Raw genomic sequence first — 18,313 nt, forward strand, 5'->3', positions numbered from 1 at the left:
CTTTTGTCGTTTGTCCGTCAAATCTCGCCGAAAAAACGGCGGATTTCGATTTCTGCGCTTTCGGGGGAGTCCGAGCCGTGGATGACGTTATAGGTGGTTGAGCAGGCGAAGTCGCCGCGGATGGTACCCGGCATCGCGTTCTCGTTCTTGGTCGGACCCATGAGGGTGCGCATGCCCCCTATAACGTTTTCGCCCTCGACGACCATCGCCAGCACGGGGCCGCTCGTCATATACTCGACCGTGGGCGGGAAAAACGGCTGGTCGACGATGTGCGCATAATGCTCGCGCAGAATAGGCTCGTCCAGCTGCATGGTTTTCATGTGAGTGATGCGGTAGCCCTTGCGCTCAATGCGCGCGAGGATTTCGCCCGTGATGCCGCGCTGCAAAGCATCCGGTTTGAGCATGATATAGGTTCTTTCCATAAAACGCCTGCTTTCTGTTAAAGTGGTTACAGTCAGTATAGCACATTCTGCGACGGGAGAAAAGCGGCTGCGGTATCAGGTGTGCGCAGGGTTTTCGCCGCGTGCCAGAATGCGCAGCACCGGGACGGTCACAAAGATGGACAGAATGAATGCGAACAGGTCGCTGAGCGGCTGGCACAGCTGTACGCCGAGCAGTGCAAAAAAGATCGGTAACACAATGGCCAGCGGAATGAAGAACAACCCCTGCCGCGCCGCGGCAACCAGACTGGCGCGCATGGTCAGCGCGATGTTTTGCAGCAGCATATTGCACATGGTCACCCAGCCGATGAGCGGGAAGGACAGGCATTGCAGCCGCAGTGTCAGCGTGCCGATGCGGATAACTTCGGGGTCGTCCGCACGGAAAATGGCGATAATCTGGGGTGCGAAAATCCAGCCCAGCACAGCCAGCGCAAGCAGCACCAGAAACGAGGACTTGACGCAGAACCAGAAGCCGCGCCGCACGCGGTCATATTTGCGTGCGCCGTAATTATAGCCGCAGACCGGCTGGAAGCCCTGTCCAAAGCCAATCATGGCCGAACCGGCAAACTGCGAGACGCGGGAGACAATGCTCATCGCGGCGATGGCGGCATCGCCGTAAGGGCGCGCGGCGGTGTTGAGGAAGGTAACCGCAACCGAGGCCAGACCCTGCCGGCACAGGCTGGGCAGGCCGCCGCCCGCGAGCGCGGCAAAACGGCTGATGCTGGGAGAAAACTGCCGCAGGCGAATCTGTACGCCGCGCGACAGACGAATGCCGAGCAGAAGCAGCAGAAAGCTGATGAGCTGGCTGAGAATGGTCGCATAGGCCGCGCCGCTGATGCCCAAATCAAGCACAAAGATAAACAGCGGGTCAAGCACGATGTTGAGCACACCGCCCGATACCAGCCCGACCATCGCATAGGTCGCGTTGCCCTGCTGACGCAGCTGATTGTTGAGGACAAGCGCGGCCATCATATACGGCGCGCCGCACAGAATGATTTGCATGTAGGCAAGCGCATATGGATAGATGGTTTCGGTTGCACCGAGCAGGTGGCATAGCGGACTGCGCAGCAGCAGACCGAAAACCAGAATCAGAATACCCGTGATGAGCGCGGAAAAGAAGCCGGTCGCCGCCATGCGCTCGGCTTCCTCCTGATGCTGCGCGCCGAGCTGGCGCGAAATATAGCTGCCCGAGCCTTGCCCGAAGAAAAAGCCGATCGACTGGATAAGCGCCATAAGCGGGAACACCACGCCGACCGCACCGGTTGCGCTGGTGCCCAGCTTGCCAACGAAAAAGGTGTCGGCCATGTTATAGATGGAAGTGATGAGCATGCTGATGATGGTCGGAACGGCCATTTTGCAAATCAGCGGCTCGAGCGGCGCCTCGGTCATCTGGTGGAAGCGGCGATCCTGCGCTTCACTGGTGGTTTGTTCGGCCATGGTATTTCGCCTCCGTTCGTGTAATCTGTTCGCATAACCACTCGGCTGCACGTTCAAAGCTCTCATCCGCAGATGCCAGCGGAGAGCGGAAAAAACCGGCGGCTTCCATGGAAATATAGCCGTGCAGCGTACTGCGGATTAAACGGGATAGATGCACACGCTCCTCCGCCGGCAGGCCGAGCGGTGCAAGCAAGCGCACAAACAAATCCATAAACGCCTGTTTACGCGCAATCAAACCGGGATCGGAAAACTGCGGCAGCATCATCATTGCACGGTATAACTGCGGCTGCTCATGGGCAAAGCTGCGGTAAGCCGCAGCCAGCGCGCGTAATGCATCTGTAACCGGACGGATATCGACCGCTTGCTCAAGCGTTTCCATCAGACGGTCAAGCGCGCACTCGGCCAGCCGCACATTCAGTTCGGGCAAGCCCTGCAAATGATTGTATAGAGAAGCCGGTTTGACATCCAGCGCGTCTGCCAGTTCGCGCAGCGTCAGGTTTTCCATGCCTTTTTCCTCGGCCAGTGCCGCGGCCGCATCGACAATGGTATCGCGGCTGAGCCCCTTTCTTGCCATGCGATATTCCTCCAAACTAACAATATTAGTTTTCTTTGTTTTCAGCATAAACTAACGGTGTTAGTTTGTCAAGCGCGAGGCGCGCGAAGAATGGGGAAACTGGACGCAGATAGGCTTGACATATATAGGTCATCTATATATAATAAATATATCGAACACCGATATAGGGAGGGATGGAAAATGGCAATCGACAAAAGTTTGCTTGCGGGCAGTACGGGGCTGCTGGTGCTGCGTCTGCTCGAAGAGGATGACCTGTACGGTTATCAGATGATCGAGCGGCTGCGCGAGCGGTCGGACGACACCTTTTCGCTCAAGGCGGGTACGCTCTATCCGCTGCTGCACACGCTGGAAACGCAGGGGTTGGTGCAGAGCTATGAGCGCGCCGCGGACGGTGCGCGGGTGCGCAAGTATTACCATCTGACCGACGCGGGACGCACGCGGCTGGCGGAAAAAACCGAGGAATGGCGGCAGTTTTCCGGCGCGGTCGAGCGCGTGCTGAAGGGGGGAGAAAGCCATGCGTTTGCCTGACGGCGTGCGGCGGTATCTGCTGCATTTGCTCGAGCGCGATGCTGCGGAGCGGGCGCTGGATACGGCAGAACTCGAAGCGCTGGCCGCAGCCGCCGAGGGGCGCAGCGCAAAGCCGCTGCCCGAACTGCTGCGCGGCTGGGTGAGCAGCGCGACCGCTCAGATGCGCTGGAAACGGGCGCGCCCGGTGGCGGCAAAAGAGTTGGCCGACCACCTGAGCGACCAGTACGAGGCGTTTCTGGATGAGGGCATGGACGAAGAAGCAGCCGCGCAGGCGACCGCGCGAGAGATGGGCGACGCGGTCAAAACCGGCACGCAGCTTGACCGCGCGTGGCGTCCGCGGCCGGACTGGGTGATGCTGGGCATCGTGCTGGTGGTCGCGGCGGTGGGACTGGTGCTGCAATACAGCATGCGTCCCAATAATGATTTGGAATGGTACATGTTTTTCGGAAAATATGTGGCGGGCGCTGTGTGTCTGCTGGCGGCGTATTTTGTGGACTATACCATCCTCGGTCGGCGCTGCTGGCTGCTGTACGGCGCGTGGGTCGTCGTTGGGCTGCTGCTGACCCGAGGGCCGATCTCGATGGGCAAGCTGTATCATCTGGGGTGTTGGGTGTGGTTCTTCCCAGTGCTGTTTGCAGGCATTTTGTTCCGGCAGCGCGGCAAGGGGATGCGCGGCATTGGCATCTGCCTGCTGTCACTACTCGCCATGTGGTTTCTGGCAATGCAGGCACCTTCAATGGCGGCAATTGCTGTGCAGACACTGGTCAGCTGCGGCATACTGGCTGCGGCGGTCTGGCGCGGCGCGTTCGGACGGCGCAGCATGGGCAAGCTGGCGCTCGCGGCGTCGCCGGTGCTGGCGATGCTGTTCTACTTCCTGTTTCAGCTCTATGCGTATGAGCACATACGGGAAAGGCTGGCAGCTGCGCTGCATCCGCAGCGTGATGCATTGGCGCAAGGCTGGCTGGGCGCGCTTGTTCAGTATATCATGTTCGGCATCCGGTATCCGAACTGTGAAAAGGGCGGCTATGAGACATTCGTGCGGTATGAAGGCACCACAGACCTGCTCTTTGTTTCCGCAAAGTATTGCTGGGGCTGGGCGGCGGTGCTGCTGATTTTGGCGGCGGTCGTGCTGCTGCTTGTCTGGGGGTTCCGTATTGCGGGCAAACAGACCGGTCTGCTTGCCCGCAGTGTGTGCATGGGTGTGATGGTGACCTTTGCGCTGCAAACCCTCATGTATGTGCTGCAAAACTGCGGCATCATCCTGATTGCAGCCTATGGCCTGCCGCTGCTGTCCTATGGCAGCCTGTACCTATGCCAGACCATGCTGCTGCTCGGCCTGCTGCTGTCCGCGCAGCGGTCGGGACAACTGGAAAGCGGCCTTGCGCCGCAAAACGCGCGTTCTGTTCCGTAACCACAATCTATGCTATACTGAAAGACAGTCCTTCGGGGCTGTCTTTTGCTTTTGCAAAAAATTTTCCCTCCCACTGTCAGCAAACGGACCGCTCATTCGTATTGTAGGTGAAGCGACGTTGCTGACACGGCCGGACGGCCGCCAAAGGAGTTGATGAAACCATGATACAACTGGACAGGGCCGAGGCCGAACGGTTGGTGAACACTTATTCCGACCTGATTCTGCGGCTTTCGTATACCTATCTGAAAAATACACAGGACGCGGAGGATATCTGCCAGACCGTGTTCCTCAAACTGCTGACCAGCGGACAGGTTTTTGACAGTCCGGCACACGAAAAGGCGTGGATCATCCGCGCGACCGCAAATGCTTGTAAGGATACGATGCGAAACGCCTTTCGGCAGCGCACGGTGGCGCTCGAAGCGGTGGCGGAAGCGCCTGCGCCCGCCGCACCGGAAAACGATGTGCTGGAAGCGGTGATGGCGCTGCCGGAAAACTACCGCGAAGCGGTCTACCTGTATTACTACGAAGGCTACTCCGTCCGCGAGATTGCAGGCCTGTTGGGCCGCAGCGAGTCCGCGGTGACCGCGCACCTGAGCCGGGGACGGCAAAAGCTGCGCATGACTTTGGGAGGGAATGAATATGAACAGAGCGTATAATGATAACAGAGAGTATACTGATGCACTGGATGGTCTGCGTTTCTCGGACGAGGCTAAGGCGCGCATGGTGCAGAACCTGCTGGATGCGGCGGGCGAGGGCGCACCGAAGCAGGCAAAACCGCGTAAGCGGAAATTTGGACTGCCGCGCGTGGCAGCGGTCGGTGTAGCGGCGGTACTGGTGCTGGGTATCGGCGCAGGTGCGTCGGGCGTGTTCAAAACCGCGGGTGAAGCGTTCTCCGGTGTATTCGGCCCGACGGCTGACACCGAGATCATCGACCAGATCGGTCGCCCGATCGGCGCGAGCGACACGGATAACGGCGTGACCGTCACAGCGGATGCCATCATCGGCGACAAGTACCATTACGCAATCACCTATTCGATCGTCCGGGACGATGGCGAGGCGTTTGACATCGACCTGAGCAAAACGGTGGGCGACGGCCTGCTGCCGCTGAATTTTGCGGAAGAGGATACCACGCTGGTGGGCTATTTCGGCGGCACGCATGGTGGTTCGTATTTTTACGACGCGGACCCGAGCGATCCCTCCATTCAATATGTGGAAACGCGCGAGCTTAGCGATGGCGACGTGCATGGCCGCACGGTGCAGGCGAAATTCAGCGATTTGTATGTGTTTGACGAGGATATGAACCGCACCGTGATTGCTGAAGGCGATTGGTCGTTTAAGTTCAATCTGGATTTCGAGGATACTTCAATCAATCTGCCGGCGGGTCAGAGCTTTGACTTGAACGGTATGACTGCAACCATCGACGAGATCACACTGTCTCCGCTCGCGCTGCGCGTGGATTACACCGTCGACAGTGAGGTGCAGTGGGGCGAGAACGCGCAATCGGGCAAGCAGAGCGACCATGACAGCGCGCAGATGCAGAAGTATTTTGACGATGTGCAAATTCTGATAAACAAGGCGGACGGTACCAGTTTGGATATGTCCTATGCAGGCGGCAGCATCAAGCCGCAGGACGGAAAAACCATTTGCCAGAAGGGTGATATTTTCAGTGAGATTATCCCGATGGAGGATATCGTTTCGCTTACGATCGGCGGCGTAGAAATCCCCGTTCAGCAGTAAAACCAAACAAACAGCGGCATCCGATAACGGGTGCCGCTGCTTTTTGTTACTATACACAGTGTTCGGAAATAGTAAAATCCGACTGGATTCGATTTACAAATCTTCCAGACAGTGCTACAATCAAAACGGGAAATCACTACATGCTGACCTCGGAGGGAATAGGAATGGATATGCTCAAGGATTATCCGCTGCTCCGCACGGATAGTTACGCAAAGATTTTTCTGTATAATACCCACGAAACCGTAGCCTGTGTGCCAAGACATATCATCCGCATGCGCGATAAGGTGCGGCCGGACAAGCTGCAGCAGGCGGTGGAGCAGGCGTTGCTGCGCTTCCCGCATATGATGCTCGGTGTGGAGGCGACCGACACCAGCTTCCGCTATCGCCAGAATGTTCTGCCACCCGTGGTGCTGCCGTTTGACGGGGTGGAAAAACGCTATACCATTGGTTCGCCCGATACGCACGGCTATCTGTTTCTGGTTGGCTATCAGGATAATACGATCACCATGGAATATCAGCACTCGATTTCGGACGGCCGCGGCTTTGAGGAATTCATCCGCTGCGTGCTGTTCCAGTATCTGACGCTGTGCGGGTATCCGGTTGAGAACGACGGCTCAGTGCGCGGCATGGATACGCGCTGGTCGCCGGAGGAGAGTGCGGATGGCTACCGCCAGCTTGCCGATCAGGAGTTCTCGCCTGCGGGCATCTGGAAAAAGCCCGAAGCGTCTCATGCGTGGGATCTGACTGACAAGGGCGATGGACCGGAGATTGTAACCGACGTTACCTTTCCGTTTGAGCAGCTGCACAGCTACAGCAAGTCGATTGGCGTCAGCCCGTTGTCCATTGTGGCGCCGCTGCTTATGCGCGCATTCGACCAGAAATATGGCGAGCCGGACAAGCCGGTCATTTCGCAGATCCCGGTTGACTTGCGGCCGCTGCTGCCGTCGGCAACCACACGGTACTTTATCTGCTTTATCGACCTTCCGTACTTACCGGAGTATCGTGATTTGCCGCTGCCCGAAGTATTCCGCAAAACAAAGGAATTCTTAAACAGCCAGATGGAGCGCGAACAGCTGCTCTATCGCGCGAAGGCTGCGTCCGACCGGTGCAGCGAGCTGCATGAGGCGAATATGCCGCTGGCGGAAAAGATGAAGGAAGGACAGAAGCTATGTCGGGATTTTGTACTGGAGGACAGCTTCCTGATCACCAACGTCGGCCGCTTTAAGATGCCGGAAAGCTGCATGCCGTACATCCTGGATTATGGCGCGGTGCTGCCATGCGCCGTGCAGCCATTCGCCATGCTGGTGTCGTCCTTCGGCAGCCGCATGAAGCTGTCGGTCGCCCAGCGGGACCACGATATGCAGGTGGTGGAGGCATTGGCTGCAGGGCTTGAAGAGATCGGTGTGCAGGCCAAGATGGTCCATTACCCGTTCCGTGTGACCAAATACAATGGTTTGGCATGCGGCCAGATGAAATAAATCCAAAGAGGGCTTTTTTGCAAGCCCTCTTTTTCTGTTTTTTTAAAGGATTAGCAAAAGCTAACTGAAAAACTTTCCTTTTCGCGGAAAACGTGGTATACTATCTTTATCTGGAATTAAAATTCAAAATGAGGCGAAACAAATGACGAAAATTGATATTATTTCGGGTTTTCTGGGCGCCGGTAAGACCACGCTGATCAAGCGGCTGCTGGCAGATGCCCTGAAAGGCGAGCAGGTCGTGCTGATTGAAAACGAGTTCGGTGAAATCGGCATTGACGGCGGTTTCCTCAAGGATTCCGGCATCGTGGTAAATGAAATGAACGCGGGCTGCATCTGCTGCTCGCTGGTTGGCGACTTTGGTAAGGCGCTGCACGACGTAGTTGAGCAGTACCACCCCGACCGCATTCTGATTGAGCCGTCCGGTGTGGGCAAGCTGTCCGATGTCATCGGCGCAGTACAGAACGCACATCTGGATGTGCAGCTCAATTCGTTCGTGACGGTAGTTGACGCGCTCAAGGCCAAGATGTATCTGAAGAACTTCGGCGAGTTCTTTGAAAATCAGGTGGCGCACGCAGGTGCGATTTTGCTGTCCCGCACGGCGGAATGCCCGGCAAAGCGTCTGGACGAGGTGGTTGGCTTGCTGCGCGGACTGAACGCGCATGCGCGCATCGTGACCACGCCGTGGAAGGAACTGACCGGCATGCAGCTGCTCCAGACGATGGAGGGCAGCCGCGATCTGGTGCAGGAGGTGCTCGACGAAATCGCGCGTGAGCCGGTGCATGAGCATCATCACCATCACGACCATGAGCATGAGCATCATCACGAGCATGACCATGAGCATCATCACGAGCATGACCACGACCACGAGCATGAACATCATCATGATCACGGCCCGGACTGCACCTGTGGCTGCCATGACCACGACCATGAGCACCATCATCACCACGACCACTGCGGCTGCGGTCATGACCATGACGCGGATGAAGTATTCACCTCTTGGGGGGTAGAGACACCGCACAAGTACACCGAGGAGGAGCTGAACCGCGCGCTCACCGCACTGGGCGACCCGTCGCTCGGCACGGTCCTGCGCGCGAAGGGCATTGTGCCCGCCGCGGACGGCGGCGAGTGGCTGCACTTTGATTATGTGCCCGGCGCACCGGAAATCCGCCGCGGTGCGGCCGATTATACCGGTCGTCTGTGCGTCATCGGCGCGGAGCTGGACGAAGAGCGCATTGCCGATCTGTTCGGTGTTGCCTAAAGGAGGAAAACGGTATGCCAAATAGGGAACCGATTCCGGTTTATGTGTTTACCGGCTTTCTGGAAAGCGGCAAAACCCAGTTTATCAAGGAAATCATTGCCGACCCGAATTTTACGGAAAATGAGCGCACTGCGCTTTTGATGTGCGAAGAGGGCATCGAGGAATATGACGAGCGTGAGCTGCTGCATTTTGGAACGGCGCTCGTGCCAATCGAGTCAGCTTCCGACCTGACGCCCAACCGGCTCAAGCGGGTGGAGCAGAAGTTTGATCCCGATCGCATCATCATCGAATACAACGGTATGTGGAAGCTGGATGATTTGCTGGCTGCATTTCCCTCGCGGTGGGAGCTGTACCAGATTGTTACGACTGTGGATGCGTCCACTTTTGAACTGTATTCCAACAATATGGGGCCGATGATGTTCGAGCACATCACGACCGCCGATCTGGTGGTATTCAATCGCTGTACGGACGCACTCAAAGAGATGCTTTACAAAAAGAACATCCGTGCGATGAACCCGCGTGCAACCATCTATCTGGATGATGTGGACGGCAACTCGGAGGATTATGCGCGCAATATGCCGCTGCCGTTCGATGTGGATGCAGATATCATCGACATTGCGCCCGCGGACTACGGCCTGTGGTATATCGACGCGATGGGCGATCCGAACAAGTACGACGGCAAAACTGTGCGGTTTCTGGCGCAGGTCTATGTCGGCAGCAACGTGCCGGCCGGCTCGTTTGTGCCGGGACGGTTCGGCATGGTCTGCTGCGCGGAGGACATCAGCTTTCTGGGCTTCCTCTGTCGCTGGCCGGGGGCGAAGGACCTCAAACAGCGTGACTGGGTGCGCGTAACTTCGTCCATCACGGTCGAGACGCTGCCGCAATACCGCGGCGAAGGCCCGGTGCTGCACGCTTCCGAGGTGATTCCGGCGGAAAAGCCGGAGGAAGAACTGGTATATTTTAATTAAGTCGTTTGAAGCGTACAGCTTCAAACGAGGCAGTCGTGCCGCACTGTGTGCGGACACAGCTGGAGCGAAAAAAGTTCCGACGAGCGAAACTTTTTCCCGCCCTTGTAGCAAACGGCAGGCGCATGTCCTGCCATTTGCTGAAAACAGACCGCCTAAAGCGGCCTGTTTTCTATTTTATGCGCGCTGTCGCGCGAAAGGCGCTGCCAAATAGAAAAATCCCCTCAGGCATTGCCTGAGGGGATTCATTATGCGTTTTTTGCTTATGTAAGGAAGGATTACTCCTCAACCTTTACGTAAACACCGCCGTTGCGGCAGGACTCGGTTGCAGCCTTCGCCATGAGAACCGGACGCAGGCCGTCGATAGCGCCAACCGGAACCGGCTTGTCGTTGTTGATTGCATCAACAAACGCGATAACCTGCTCGATAAACGCCTGATTGTAACGCTCGAGGAAGAACCACAGCGGCTTCTCGGAGTGAGCGCCGTCCTTGGTCATAACGGTCGTGGTGTTGATAAGGTCGTTGGCATCGGAAGCCATGCCCTTGGAGCCAAACGCCTCAACGCGCTGGTCATAGCCGTAAACAGCCTGACGGGAGTTGTTGATGACTGCGATGCAGCCGTTTGCCATCTTCATGGTGACGACAGCAGTGTCAACGTCCGGGATACCGGACTCTTCCTGCAGGTTCGGGTTAACCAGGCAGGAGCCGACAGCGGAGATCTCAACAGCCTCGGAACCGGTGACGTAGCGCACCATATCGAAGTCGTGGATCATCATGTCGTAGAAGATACCGCCGGAAACCGCAACATAGGATGCCGGGGGCGGCTCCGGGTCACGGGAAGAAACGATAACAATGTGCGGATCGCCGATCGTGCCGTCCTTGACAGCGTCAGCGACTGCCTTGTGGTTGTGGTCGAAGCGGCGGTTGAAGCCAACCTGGAACTTAACGCCCTTCTCTTCAACCAGTGCGAGCAGCTTCTTGATCTTCTCGATATCATAATCGATCGGCTTCTCGCAGAATACGTGCTTGCCGGCGTTAACAGCCGCCATGGAAACGTCGCAGTGCGTGTCGGTGGACGAGCAAACGAACACAACGTCTACTTCGGGATTGTTGATAACGTCCATGAAGTCCGTGGAAACGTTGGTGATCTTGCGCTCTGCCAGCCACTCGCGTGCGCCGGACTTATCCAGCATCGGATCTGCCGCAGCTACGACCTGCACGCCCGGTACGCTGTTGATCAGGTTATTGATGTGCAGCTTGCCGATACGGCCGCAGCCAACTACGCCGATTTTTAAAATGCCCATTTCAAATCTCTCCTTTTACATAAGGTGACTTTATTATAGACCACTTGAAGAGGAGCATCAAGAGCATGGCCGGAATTTCGGCGCACCGCCCAATTTTGAAAAGCGTGATTGGTGAAAAATGGCGGCGCAGAACCGCTGTAAAGCGTGCAAAAAGCCTGTGCATTGTGCGTAAAAGAAAAATGCACGGAAAAGGGCGTTTTACGGGGAAAGTGTGCAAAATGCACAGAATTGCTTGTGCCATGCAAGCTACTGTGATAAAATGGCTGTATATTGCAGACAGCCCGCTGCAATAGCACAGGTAAAGGGGAATCAATTGATGAAGGTAACTGCACAGTGGATAGCGGAGCAATGCGGCGTTTCGCGCGGCACGGTTGACCGGGTAGTGAACGGACGCCCGAACGTAGCGCCTGAGGTGCGTGAGCGAGTGCAGAAGATGATTAACGAATACGGCTATAAAACACCGGCGCAGCGGCAGGCAGCGCGGGTGGGACGGGGTGCTTACCGGATTGGCGTGATTTTGCCGAGCTGGGATGCCTTTTTCATTCGCCGTATGCGGGAGGGTATCCGCGTGGCGGTGCATAACCGTGGTTTGAATGACGTAAACGTATTGGTGGAAGAGCTGAAGAACCGTTCGCATCGCTCGTATTTCGAGGCGATCGAGCGGCTGGAGGGACGCGGGATCGACGGCCTCATCCTGACCGCGCCGGATACGCTCGCGATGAGCGAGGAAATCGACCGGCTGGTGACGGCAGGCATTCAGGTTGTCACTTGTGACTCTGACGTGCGTCAAAGCCGCCGTTTGTATCATATCGGACAGGATATGGTCAAATCCGGACGGGTGGCCGCGGGTCTGCTCGCGCCGTACATATCGGGTGCAGAGGTGCTGGTGGTGACGGGAAACCGTGAGTTTACTGCCCATGGATTGCGCGTGCGCGGCTTTCTGGACCGAATTTACGAGATTTTCGGCGGCAATGTCAATGCGCACGTAATTGAAAGCGTAGAGCAGTATGAACTGACCTACGACGGCGTTTTGCAGAACCTGCGGCAAAATCCGCGTCTGCGCGGCATATATATGGCAAACGAATCTGTCCGCGGCTGTATGGATGCACTCGAGCGCGCCAAGCCTGCGCGCCGTGTGCATGTGGTCTGCCACGATTTGACGCCGCATGCACGGCAGTATCTCGAGGATGGACGGCTGGATTTTATCATCGATCAGGATTTTTCCGCGCAGACGACGCGAGCGATCGAGGTGCTGGCGCATACGCTGCGCACGGGAGAGCCGCCGCGGCAGGAGATAGAATATATCCACACGAGCATTATTACGCGCGAATTGCTCTGAACAGCGGGAGGAGACGACGACAGAACAGATGAAACGAATACGAACAGGCGCTTTGTTGGCCGGAGCGCTTTGTGTGCTTATGGTTGTGCCGGCCGGTGCGGTAAGCGTGCTGGATGTGGCAGGGGCCGGCATGTGGGCAACGGTTTCTGCGGCGCAGAATGCGCTCGGGCGCGACGGCGTGAATGCAGCACCGCCGGTACAGGATGAGCAGTCAATCGGCTTTGTCGGGCTGGAAAAAACCGTCCGGGCAAACAACCAGACCATTCAAGGCTTTCAGAAAACACTGGCGAGCATCCAGAACACCAATCTTGATGGACAGTTTGTGCAGCAGGCGTTTCAGTATCAGGCGCAGTACAATCAATACAAGATAGAGTACGATGCCTATAATGAATTTATCAATGCGCTGGGAGAGACGCAGGACTCGACCGTGCAGGCGCAGATTGCAATGGCGACCAAGCTGCGTGCGTTGGCGGAATCCGGAATGAATAGCATGAAAAAGATGATGGATGGACTGGATGAAGCACAGGAAGAAGCGGAGACCCAGCTCGAAGATACCTATACCAGCACAAAAAAACAGCTGGATAACACGGCAAATCAGATTGTTGTAGGCGCGCAGACCGCGTATATCGGCATCATCACCACGCAGGAGGGTATCGCAACGCTCGACCGCAATTTAGCGGCGCTTGACCGCCAGATTGCAGCGGTGGAAAAACAGGTGGAGATAGGGATGGCTTCTCAGCTGACGCTGGATAACCTGCGCCAGACGCGCCGCACGACAGCGGCGCAGCGTGAGACGCTCACGCTGATGCAGACGACAACGGAAAACCAGCTGTCGCTGCTATGCGGCAATACGGCGGCGACCACGGTCAAGCCGACCACGCTGCCGACCGTGACGGAAAAGCAGCTGTCGGATATGAATTACGAAGAGGATCTGAAAAAGGCGATGGACAACAGCTATTCCATCTGGTCTGCACAGGAGCAGGCACGCGAGGCGTCAAATGATTACGCGGATGGCGTGGCTGCAGGCGTGGATTCCTATGAGGCTGCCAAACTCAATTTGGAATATGCCAAGGAGAGCGCCGAAAACACCTTCCGGCAGCTTTATCTGGATGTGCAGGACAAAAAACGTCTGCTGGACGAAGCCAAAGCCGCATATGATACAGAAAAGAAGAATTTTGATGTGGATGCGCTGCAATATGAACGCGGCATGATCTCCCAGCTCGATTATTTGACGGCACAGGACGATCTGGCCGCCAAACAGGATGCCGTGAACACGGCTGAGCATGACCTGTTTACGGCATATAATACCTACGATTGGGCCAAACGAGGCTATATGGCAGGCGGCGCGATGTGACGGCGAATCGGAAAAGCAAGCAACGGAGGACACAGATGAAGAGCAAACGTATTTTGGCTGCTGTGATGGCGGCGGCGCTGCTGTTGGGTGCAGGCTGCGGCAAGGAGCAGGAGCAAACGGAAGAGGTGCCGGCCGGGACCGCGGTGGAAGTGATGACGGTTGCGTCCGGCCTGATGAATGCGGAGTATTCCGTGACGGGCAAGGTGGTTGCGGTCAATGAAGTGCAGGTATTCCCGCTTTTGGCGGGGCAGGTGCTGACACTGCCGGTCAAGGAAGGCGATAAGGTCACCAAGGGACAGGTACTGTTTACCGTGGACACCTCGACGGTCACCTCTACGCTGGGCGCATTGCAGCAGTCGTACAGCGCCACCAAGGCCGCGACCGATGGCGCCATTTCTTCGGCGCAGCTCGGCGTACAGCAGGCGCAGATTGGTGTGGATCAGGCGCAGCAGGCGCTGGATAACACCAAGGCGCTTTATGAAGTCGGTGCGGCAGCCGCGCAGGATGTGACGCGCGCGGAGCAGGCGGTCGAGCAGGCGCAGGGGGCGCTGCAGCAGGCGCAGGCGGGCGTGTCGCAGGCGCAGGCGCAGCAATCCGCGTCTCTTGCGCAGATTCAGGCGTCAATGGATCAGATTACCACGCAGGCGGCGCTCGGCACGGTCAAAGCGCCTTGCGCGGGTACCGTGACGGCGGTCAATGTGGTGCGCGGCGGTATGGCCTCGTCCGCACAGCCCGGTGTGGTCATTGCGGAGGACGGCAAGGTGGAGGTTACCGCTTCGGTGGCAGAGGATGTGTTCACCAACATCCATGAGGGCGACAGTGCGGGCATTCTGATTTCGGTGCTGTCGGACGACATGCTGCAGGGAACAATCGGATCGCTGCCCGCAGCGGCCAATGCACAGACCAATCTGTATGATATTCCAGTCGCGCTGCCCGCAGGCACTGCACCACCCATCGGCGCGTTTGCCACCGTCACGTTTTACACGGCCCGCCGCAGCGATGCGCTGTCCGTGCCGACCGAGGCAATCCTGACCGGAACGGGCGACGAGCGGTACGTGTTTGTGGTTGACGATTTCGGAGAGGGCGATACTGCCACGCGCGTGGTGGTACAGACCGGGCTGGTCAGCAAAACGGATACCGAGATCGTGTCCGGCCTGGCCGAGGGCGACCGGGTGGTCGTCAAGGGGCAGTCCTATCTGTCGGACGGCGCGGTGGTGCGCGTGGTGTCCGGCGAGGATGATGCATCCGCTGATGATACCGCGGCGGGCGTCACCAACGACACCGCGGATGCCGCAGCGGACGGGGAGGGCTGACACCCCTATGAAAATTGCGGAAAACTGTATCAAACACAACGTCATGACCATTCTCGCGTACATATTGGTCGTTGTGTTTGGCTTTTATTGCTTTCAATCCCTGCCGCTGGCATTGATGCCGGATATGGAGCTGCCGGTGGCGATTGTATATTCGACCTATGCGGGCGCGGGACCGGAGGACATCGAGCAGCAGGTGACCAGACCGCTCGAGTCTGCCTGTGCGGGCCTTGCGGGTTTGGAGACGCTCAGCTCGACCTCGGCGGAAAACATGTCCATGGTCATCGTGCAGTTTGCCTACGGCACCAATCTGGATAAGGCGATGACCGATATGCGCGACAAGGTCGATCAGGCAAAATCCCTGTTGCCGGAGGACGCGACCGACCCGACTGTCATGTCGATTGACATCGACTCTATGCCGGTCATCATGGTCGCGCTGCGCGGCAACGATTTGGCAAGCCTGCAGTCGATGGCGGAGGATGAGATAGCGCCCGCGCTCGAACGTCTGGACGGCGTGGCTTCGGTGGATATTTCGGGCGGCTATGAAAATGAAGTTGCGGTCAAAACTGACGCGGCGCGCCTGAAGGGCTATAACCTGACGGTCAGCTCGGTAGCGCAGCAGCTCGGCGCGGACAATATGGCCGTGCCGGGCGGCGAGCTGGACAGCGGTTCGCAGACCCTGTCCGTGCGCACGGACGGCGAATATCAGTCGATTGAGGACGTGAAAAACGCCCTGATTTCGCTGCCTGCAGGCGGCACGGTGCGCTTAAACCAGATTGCGGATGTGTCTCTGCAGCCCAAGGACCGCGATGCGCTGGCCAAGGTCAACGGCGAGGAATGCCTGATGCTGTCGGTCAACAAGCAGTCCGGCTCGAACACGGTCGAGATTGCCGAGCGTGCAAAGGCGCAGCTGGACAGCCTTATCGAGAATAACGGCGCGTTGGAATGGGATTTGGTCATGGACCAGTCCGACTACATCAACATGACGGTGGACAACGCGATGAGCAACATCTGGATGGGCGTGCTGTTTGCGGCGATTGTGCTGCTGGTGTTTCTGCGCGACTTCGGCGCGACGCTGGCAATTTCCATCGCCATGCCCTGCTGCATCCTGTTTACCTTCCTGCTGATGTTCGCACTGGACATCACGCTCAATATCATGTCACTGGGCGGTATTGCGCTGGGCGTCGGTATGATTGTGGATAACTCCATCGTGGTGCTGGAAAACGTGTTCCACTACCGTGCGGACGGCTTTGACCGCTGGGATTCCTGCGTTAAGGGTACGCATGAGGTGGTGCTGTCGGTCACGGCGTCCACCCTGACCACCATTGCCGTATTCCTGCCGATTGGTCTGTCCGGCGGTCTGACCGGTATGATGTTCAAGGAGTTCTGTATCACGATTGTGGCGCTGCTGGCTTCGTCGCTGCTGATTTCGCTGACGCTTGTGCCGCTGCTATGCTACATTCTGCTCGACCGCGGCGGCGTGCACCGTCTGTCTGCTGCGGCGCCGGGCCTGCGAGAACAGGTTATCGCGGATAAGCCGGCAATACGGCTGTATAAAAAAGCGCTTAAGCTGTTTATCACGCGCCGCTGGATCGGCATTGCGGTGACCGTATGCATCTGTGTGGTTTCCATTGTCAGTATTGCGGCGGCCGGCGCGGAGCTGATTCCCGAGATGGATCAGGGACAGGTGGATGTTTCGGTCAGCATGCCCAGTGGATCGACGATGGAGGAAACGGCTGCCATTCAGGACCGCATTGTAACGATTGCGGAGCAGACCATCCCCGAAATCGATTTGATCTATTACAGCACGGGCAGCTCGACCTCGATTATGTCCAGTGCATCCGGGGCGAGTGTGACGATTATGCTCAAGCCGGTCGAGGAGCGCGACCGTTCGGCCGCGCAGATTGCCACGCAGCTGCGCCGCGATTTGGCAGATATCGCAGGTTGTGAGATCACCGTGTCGGATGCCGGTATGATGGTGATGGACAGCGGTTCGGATATCAGCGTGCAGCTGTCCGGTAAGGATTACGATGAACTGGCCAAAACGGCGGAGGATCTGGCGCGTAAAATCGAAGCGCTGCCGGATGCGGTCAACGTCGAGTCCTCTGCGGGCGATCAGGTGCCGCGTGTGGCAATTAAGGTTAACCGCGAAAATGCGTCCCGCTTCGGACTGACAGCCGCCACCATCGGCACGCTGGTGCGCGGTGAACTGACCGGATCGGTGGCGACCACGCTGCGCATGAGCGGCGAGGAATACGATGTGACGATTTCGGGCGATGAAACGCTCACACAGGATATGGATGCGCTCAAGTCTTTGCAGCTGCCCGCACCCACCGGCGGCACGGTACCGCTGTCCATGGTTGCGGACGTGTATACCGAGCTGTCGCCGCAGTCGATTTCGCGTATTAATCAGTATGAAACGGTCACCATTACGGGCGAGACCGAGTCGGGCGACAGTGTGAACATTATGCAGCAGGTAAACGCTCTGATTGCAAACTATCAGATGCCCGAGGGCATCGAAGTCGAAAATGGCGACACGTCGGCTTCCAGTATTGAGGAGACGACCCGGTCGCTGATGACCGCGCTGATGGTGGCGATTTTGCTGGTGTATTTCATTCTGGCCAGCCAGTTCAACTCGTTCGTGCTGCCGGTGGCCATCATGCTGATTCTGCCGATCGGTTTGCTTGGCTCACTGATGATGCTGTGGCCGACCGGAAACAAGGTGTCCATGGTGGCACTGCTGGCGGTTATCATTCTGGCCGGTACGGTGGTCAACTCGTCGATTGTTCTGATTGACTATATTCTGCAGCGCCGCGAGCGAGGCGAGGATAAGCAGACGGCTATCCTCAACGCCTGCCCGCGTCGTGTGCGGCCTGTACTGATGACCGCGCTGACAACGATTCTCGGTCTGGTGCCGATGGTGTTCTCCGGCGGTGAAGGTTCGGAAATGATGAAGCCGATGGGCGTGGTAATGATGACCGGTATGGTGATTTCCACGGTGGCGACGCTGTTTATCACACCGGTGTATTATTCGTTGACCGACGGTTTGACCGAACGTGTGAAAAAACGCTTTCAACGCCCGAAAAAAGAACGTCATTGGCTGAAAAAGTTGAAAAAAGGCGGGGAATGACGGAAATTTAGGATAAGTGACCGTTGCAATTTTGCGCCGGATACGGTA

At 57.3% G+C, this 18,313-nt stretch carries 15 protein-coding genes; 11 read left to right on the forward strand and 4 right to left on the reverse strand.

The genetic code is table 11. The features are described from left to right. Positions 1 to 17 precede the first annotated feature (17 nt). From ndk to ACESSO_RS06210, 3 genes are all read right to left on the reverse strand, one after another. A complete protein-coding gene (gene ndk, locus ACESSO_RS06200) occupies positions 18 to 422 on the reverse strand; it encodes a nucleoside-diphosphate kinase (protein WP_373164188.1) in 405 nt (134 codons plus the stop codon). A 75-nt stretch (positions 423 to 497) separates the two neighbouring features. Beyond that, entirely contained in the window at positions 498 to 1,877 is a 1,380-nt protein-coding gene (locus ACESSO_RS06205; RefSeq protein ID WP_373164189.1) for an MATE family efflux transporter, read from the reverse strand. Beyond that, entirely contained in the window at positions 1,855 to 2,451 is a 597-nt protein-coding gene (locus ACESSO_RS06210) for a TetR/AcrR family transcriptional regulator (protein WP_373164190.1), read from the reverse strand. Before ACESSO_RS06210 ends, ACESSO_RS06205 begins: the two co-directional genes overlap by 23 nt. A 180-nt stretch (positions 2,452 to 2,631) precedes the next feature. Here ACESSO_RS06210 and ACESSO_RS06215 point away from each other — a divergent pair, with 180 nt between their 5' ends. From ACESSO_RS06215 to ACESSO_RS06245, 7 genes are all read left to right on the forward strand, one after another. Further along, positions 2,632 to 2,979, forward strand: a complete 348-nt coding sequence (locus tag ACESSO_RS06215) for a PadR family transcriptional regulator (protein WP_373164191.1) — start codon at positions 2,632 to 2,634, stop codon at positions 2,977 to 2,979. Further along, positions 2,966 to 4,390, forward strand: a complete 1,425-nt coding sequence (locus tag ACESSO_RS06220; protein WP_373164192.1) for a permease prefix domain 1-containing protein — start codon at positions 2,966 to 2,968, stop codon at positions 4,388 to 4,390. The genes ACESSO_RS06215 and ACESSO_RS06220 overlap by 14 nt, the downstream gene beginning before the upstream one ends. A gap of 161 nt (positions 4,391 to 4,551) precedes the next feature. Further along, positions 4,552 to 5,046: an RNA polymerase sigma factor gene (locus ACESSO_RS06225; protein ID WP_373164193.1), complete on the forward strand. Its 495-nt coding sequence runs from the start codon at positions 4,552 to 4,554 to the stop codon at positions 5,044 to 5,046. After that, positions 5,030 to 6,127, forward strand: coding sequence for a DUF4179 domain-containing protein (locus tag ACESSO_RS06230; protein WP_373164194.1), 1,098 nt, complete (start codon positions 5,030 to 5,032; stop codon positions 6,125 to 6,127). Before ACESSO_RS06225 ends, ACESSO_RS06230 begins: the two co-directional genes overlap by 17 nt. A 164-nt stretch (positions 6,128 to 6,291) precedes the next feature. Continuing rightward, positions 6,292 to 7,605 (forward strand): hypothetical protein, encoded by a 1,314-nt coding sequence (locus ACESSO_RS06235; RefSeq protein WP_373164195.1) that lies wholly within the window; start codon positions 6,292 to 6,294, stop codon positions 7,603 to 7,605. 142 nt (positions 7,606 to 7,747) lie between these two features. Continuing rightward, a complete protein-coding gene (locus tag ACESSO_RS06240) occupies positions 7,748 to 8,863 on the forward strand; it encodes a CobW family GTP-binding protein (RefSeq protein WP_373164196.1) in 1,116 nt (371 codons plus the stop codon). 14 nt (positions 8,864 to 8,877) lie between these two features. After that, on the forward strand, positions 8,878 to 9,831 hold the full coding sequence (locus ACESSO_RS06245) for a GTP-binding protein (protein WP_373164197.1): 954 nt from the start codon (positions 8,878 to 8,880) through the stop codon (positions 9,829 to 9,831). A 275-nt stretch (positions 9,832 to 10,106) separates the two neighbouring features. Here the strand turns inward: ACESSO_RS06245 and iolG are convergent, their stop codons facing one another. Further along, a complete protein-coding gene (iolG, locus tag ACESSO_RS06250; protein WP_373164291.1) occupies positions 10,107 to 11,126 on the reverse strand; it encodes an inositol 2-dehydrogenase in 1,020 nt (339 codons plus the stop codon). A 322-nt stretch (positions 11,127 to 11,448) separates the two neighbouring features. On the opposite strand from iolG, the gene ACESSO_RS06255 reads away from it, so the two are divergent. Genes ACESSO_RS06255 through ACESSO_RS06270 form a run of 4 tightly spaced genes read left to right on the forward strand, consistent with a single transcriptional unit; the run spans position 11,449 to position 18,265 of the window. Next, a complete protein-coding gene (locus ACESSO_RS06255) occupies positions 11,449 to 12,471 on the forward strand; it encodes a LacI family DNA-binding transcriptional regulator (protein ID WP_373164198.1) in 1,023 nt (340 codons plus the stop codon). Positions 12,472 to 12,499: 28 nt separating this feature from the next. Then, positions 12,500 to 13,825 carry a TolC family protein gene (locus ACESSO_RS06260; protein ID WP_373164199.1) on the forward strand — a complete coding sequence of 442 codons (1,326 nt, stop codon included), beginning with the start codon at positions 12,500 to 12,502 and terminating at the stop codon, positions 13,823 to 13,825. A 35-nt stretch (positions 13,826 to 13,860) separates the two neighbouring features. After that, positions 13,861 to 15,138: an efflux RND transporter periplasmic adaptor subunit gene (locus ACESSO_RS06265; protein WP_373164200.1), complete on the forward strand. Its 1,278-nt coding sequence runs from the start codon at positions 13,861 to 13,863 to the stop codon at positions 15,136 to 15,138. 7 nt (positions 15,139 to 15,145) lie between these two features. Then, positions 15,146 to 18,265: an efflux RND transporter permease subunit gene (locus ACESSO_RS06270; protein WP_373164201.1), complete on the forward strand. Its 3,120-nt coding sequence runs from the start codon at positions 15,146 to 15,148 to the stop codon at positions 18,263 to 18,265. Positions 18,266 to 18,313: the final 48 nt, after the last annotated feature.

The organism is Agathobaculum sp. Marseille-P7918 (assembly GCF_964248325.1).
Taxonomy (GTDB): Bacteria; Bacillota; Clostridia; order Oscillospirales; family Butyricicoccaceae; genus Agathobaculum.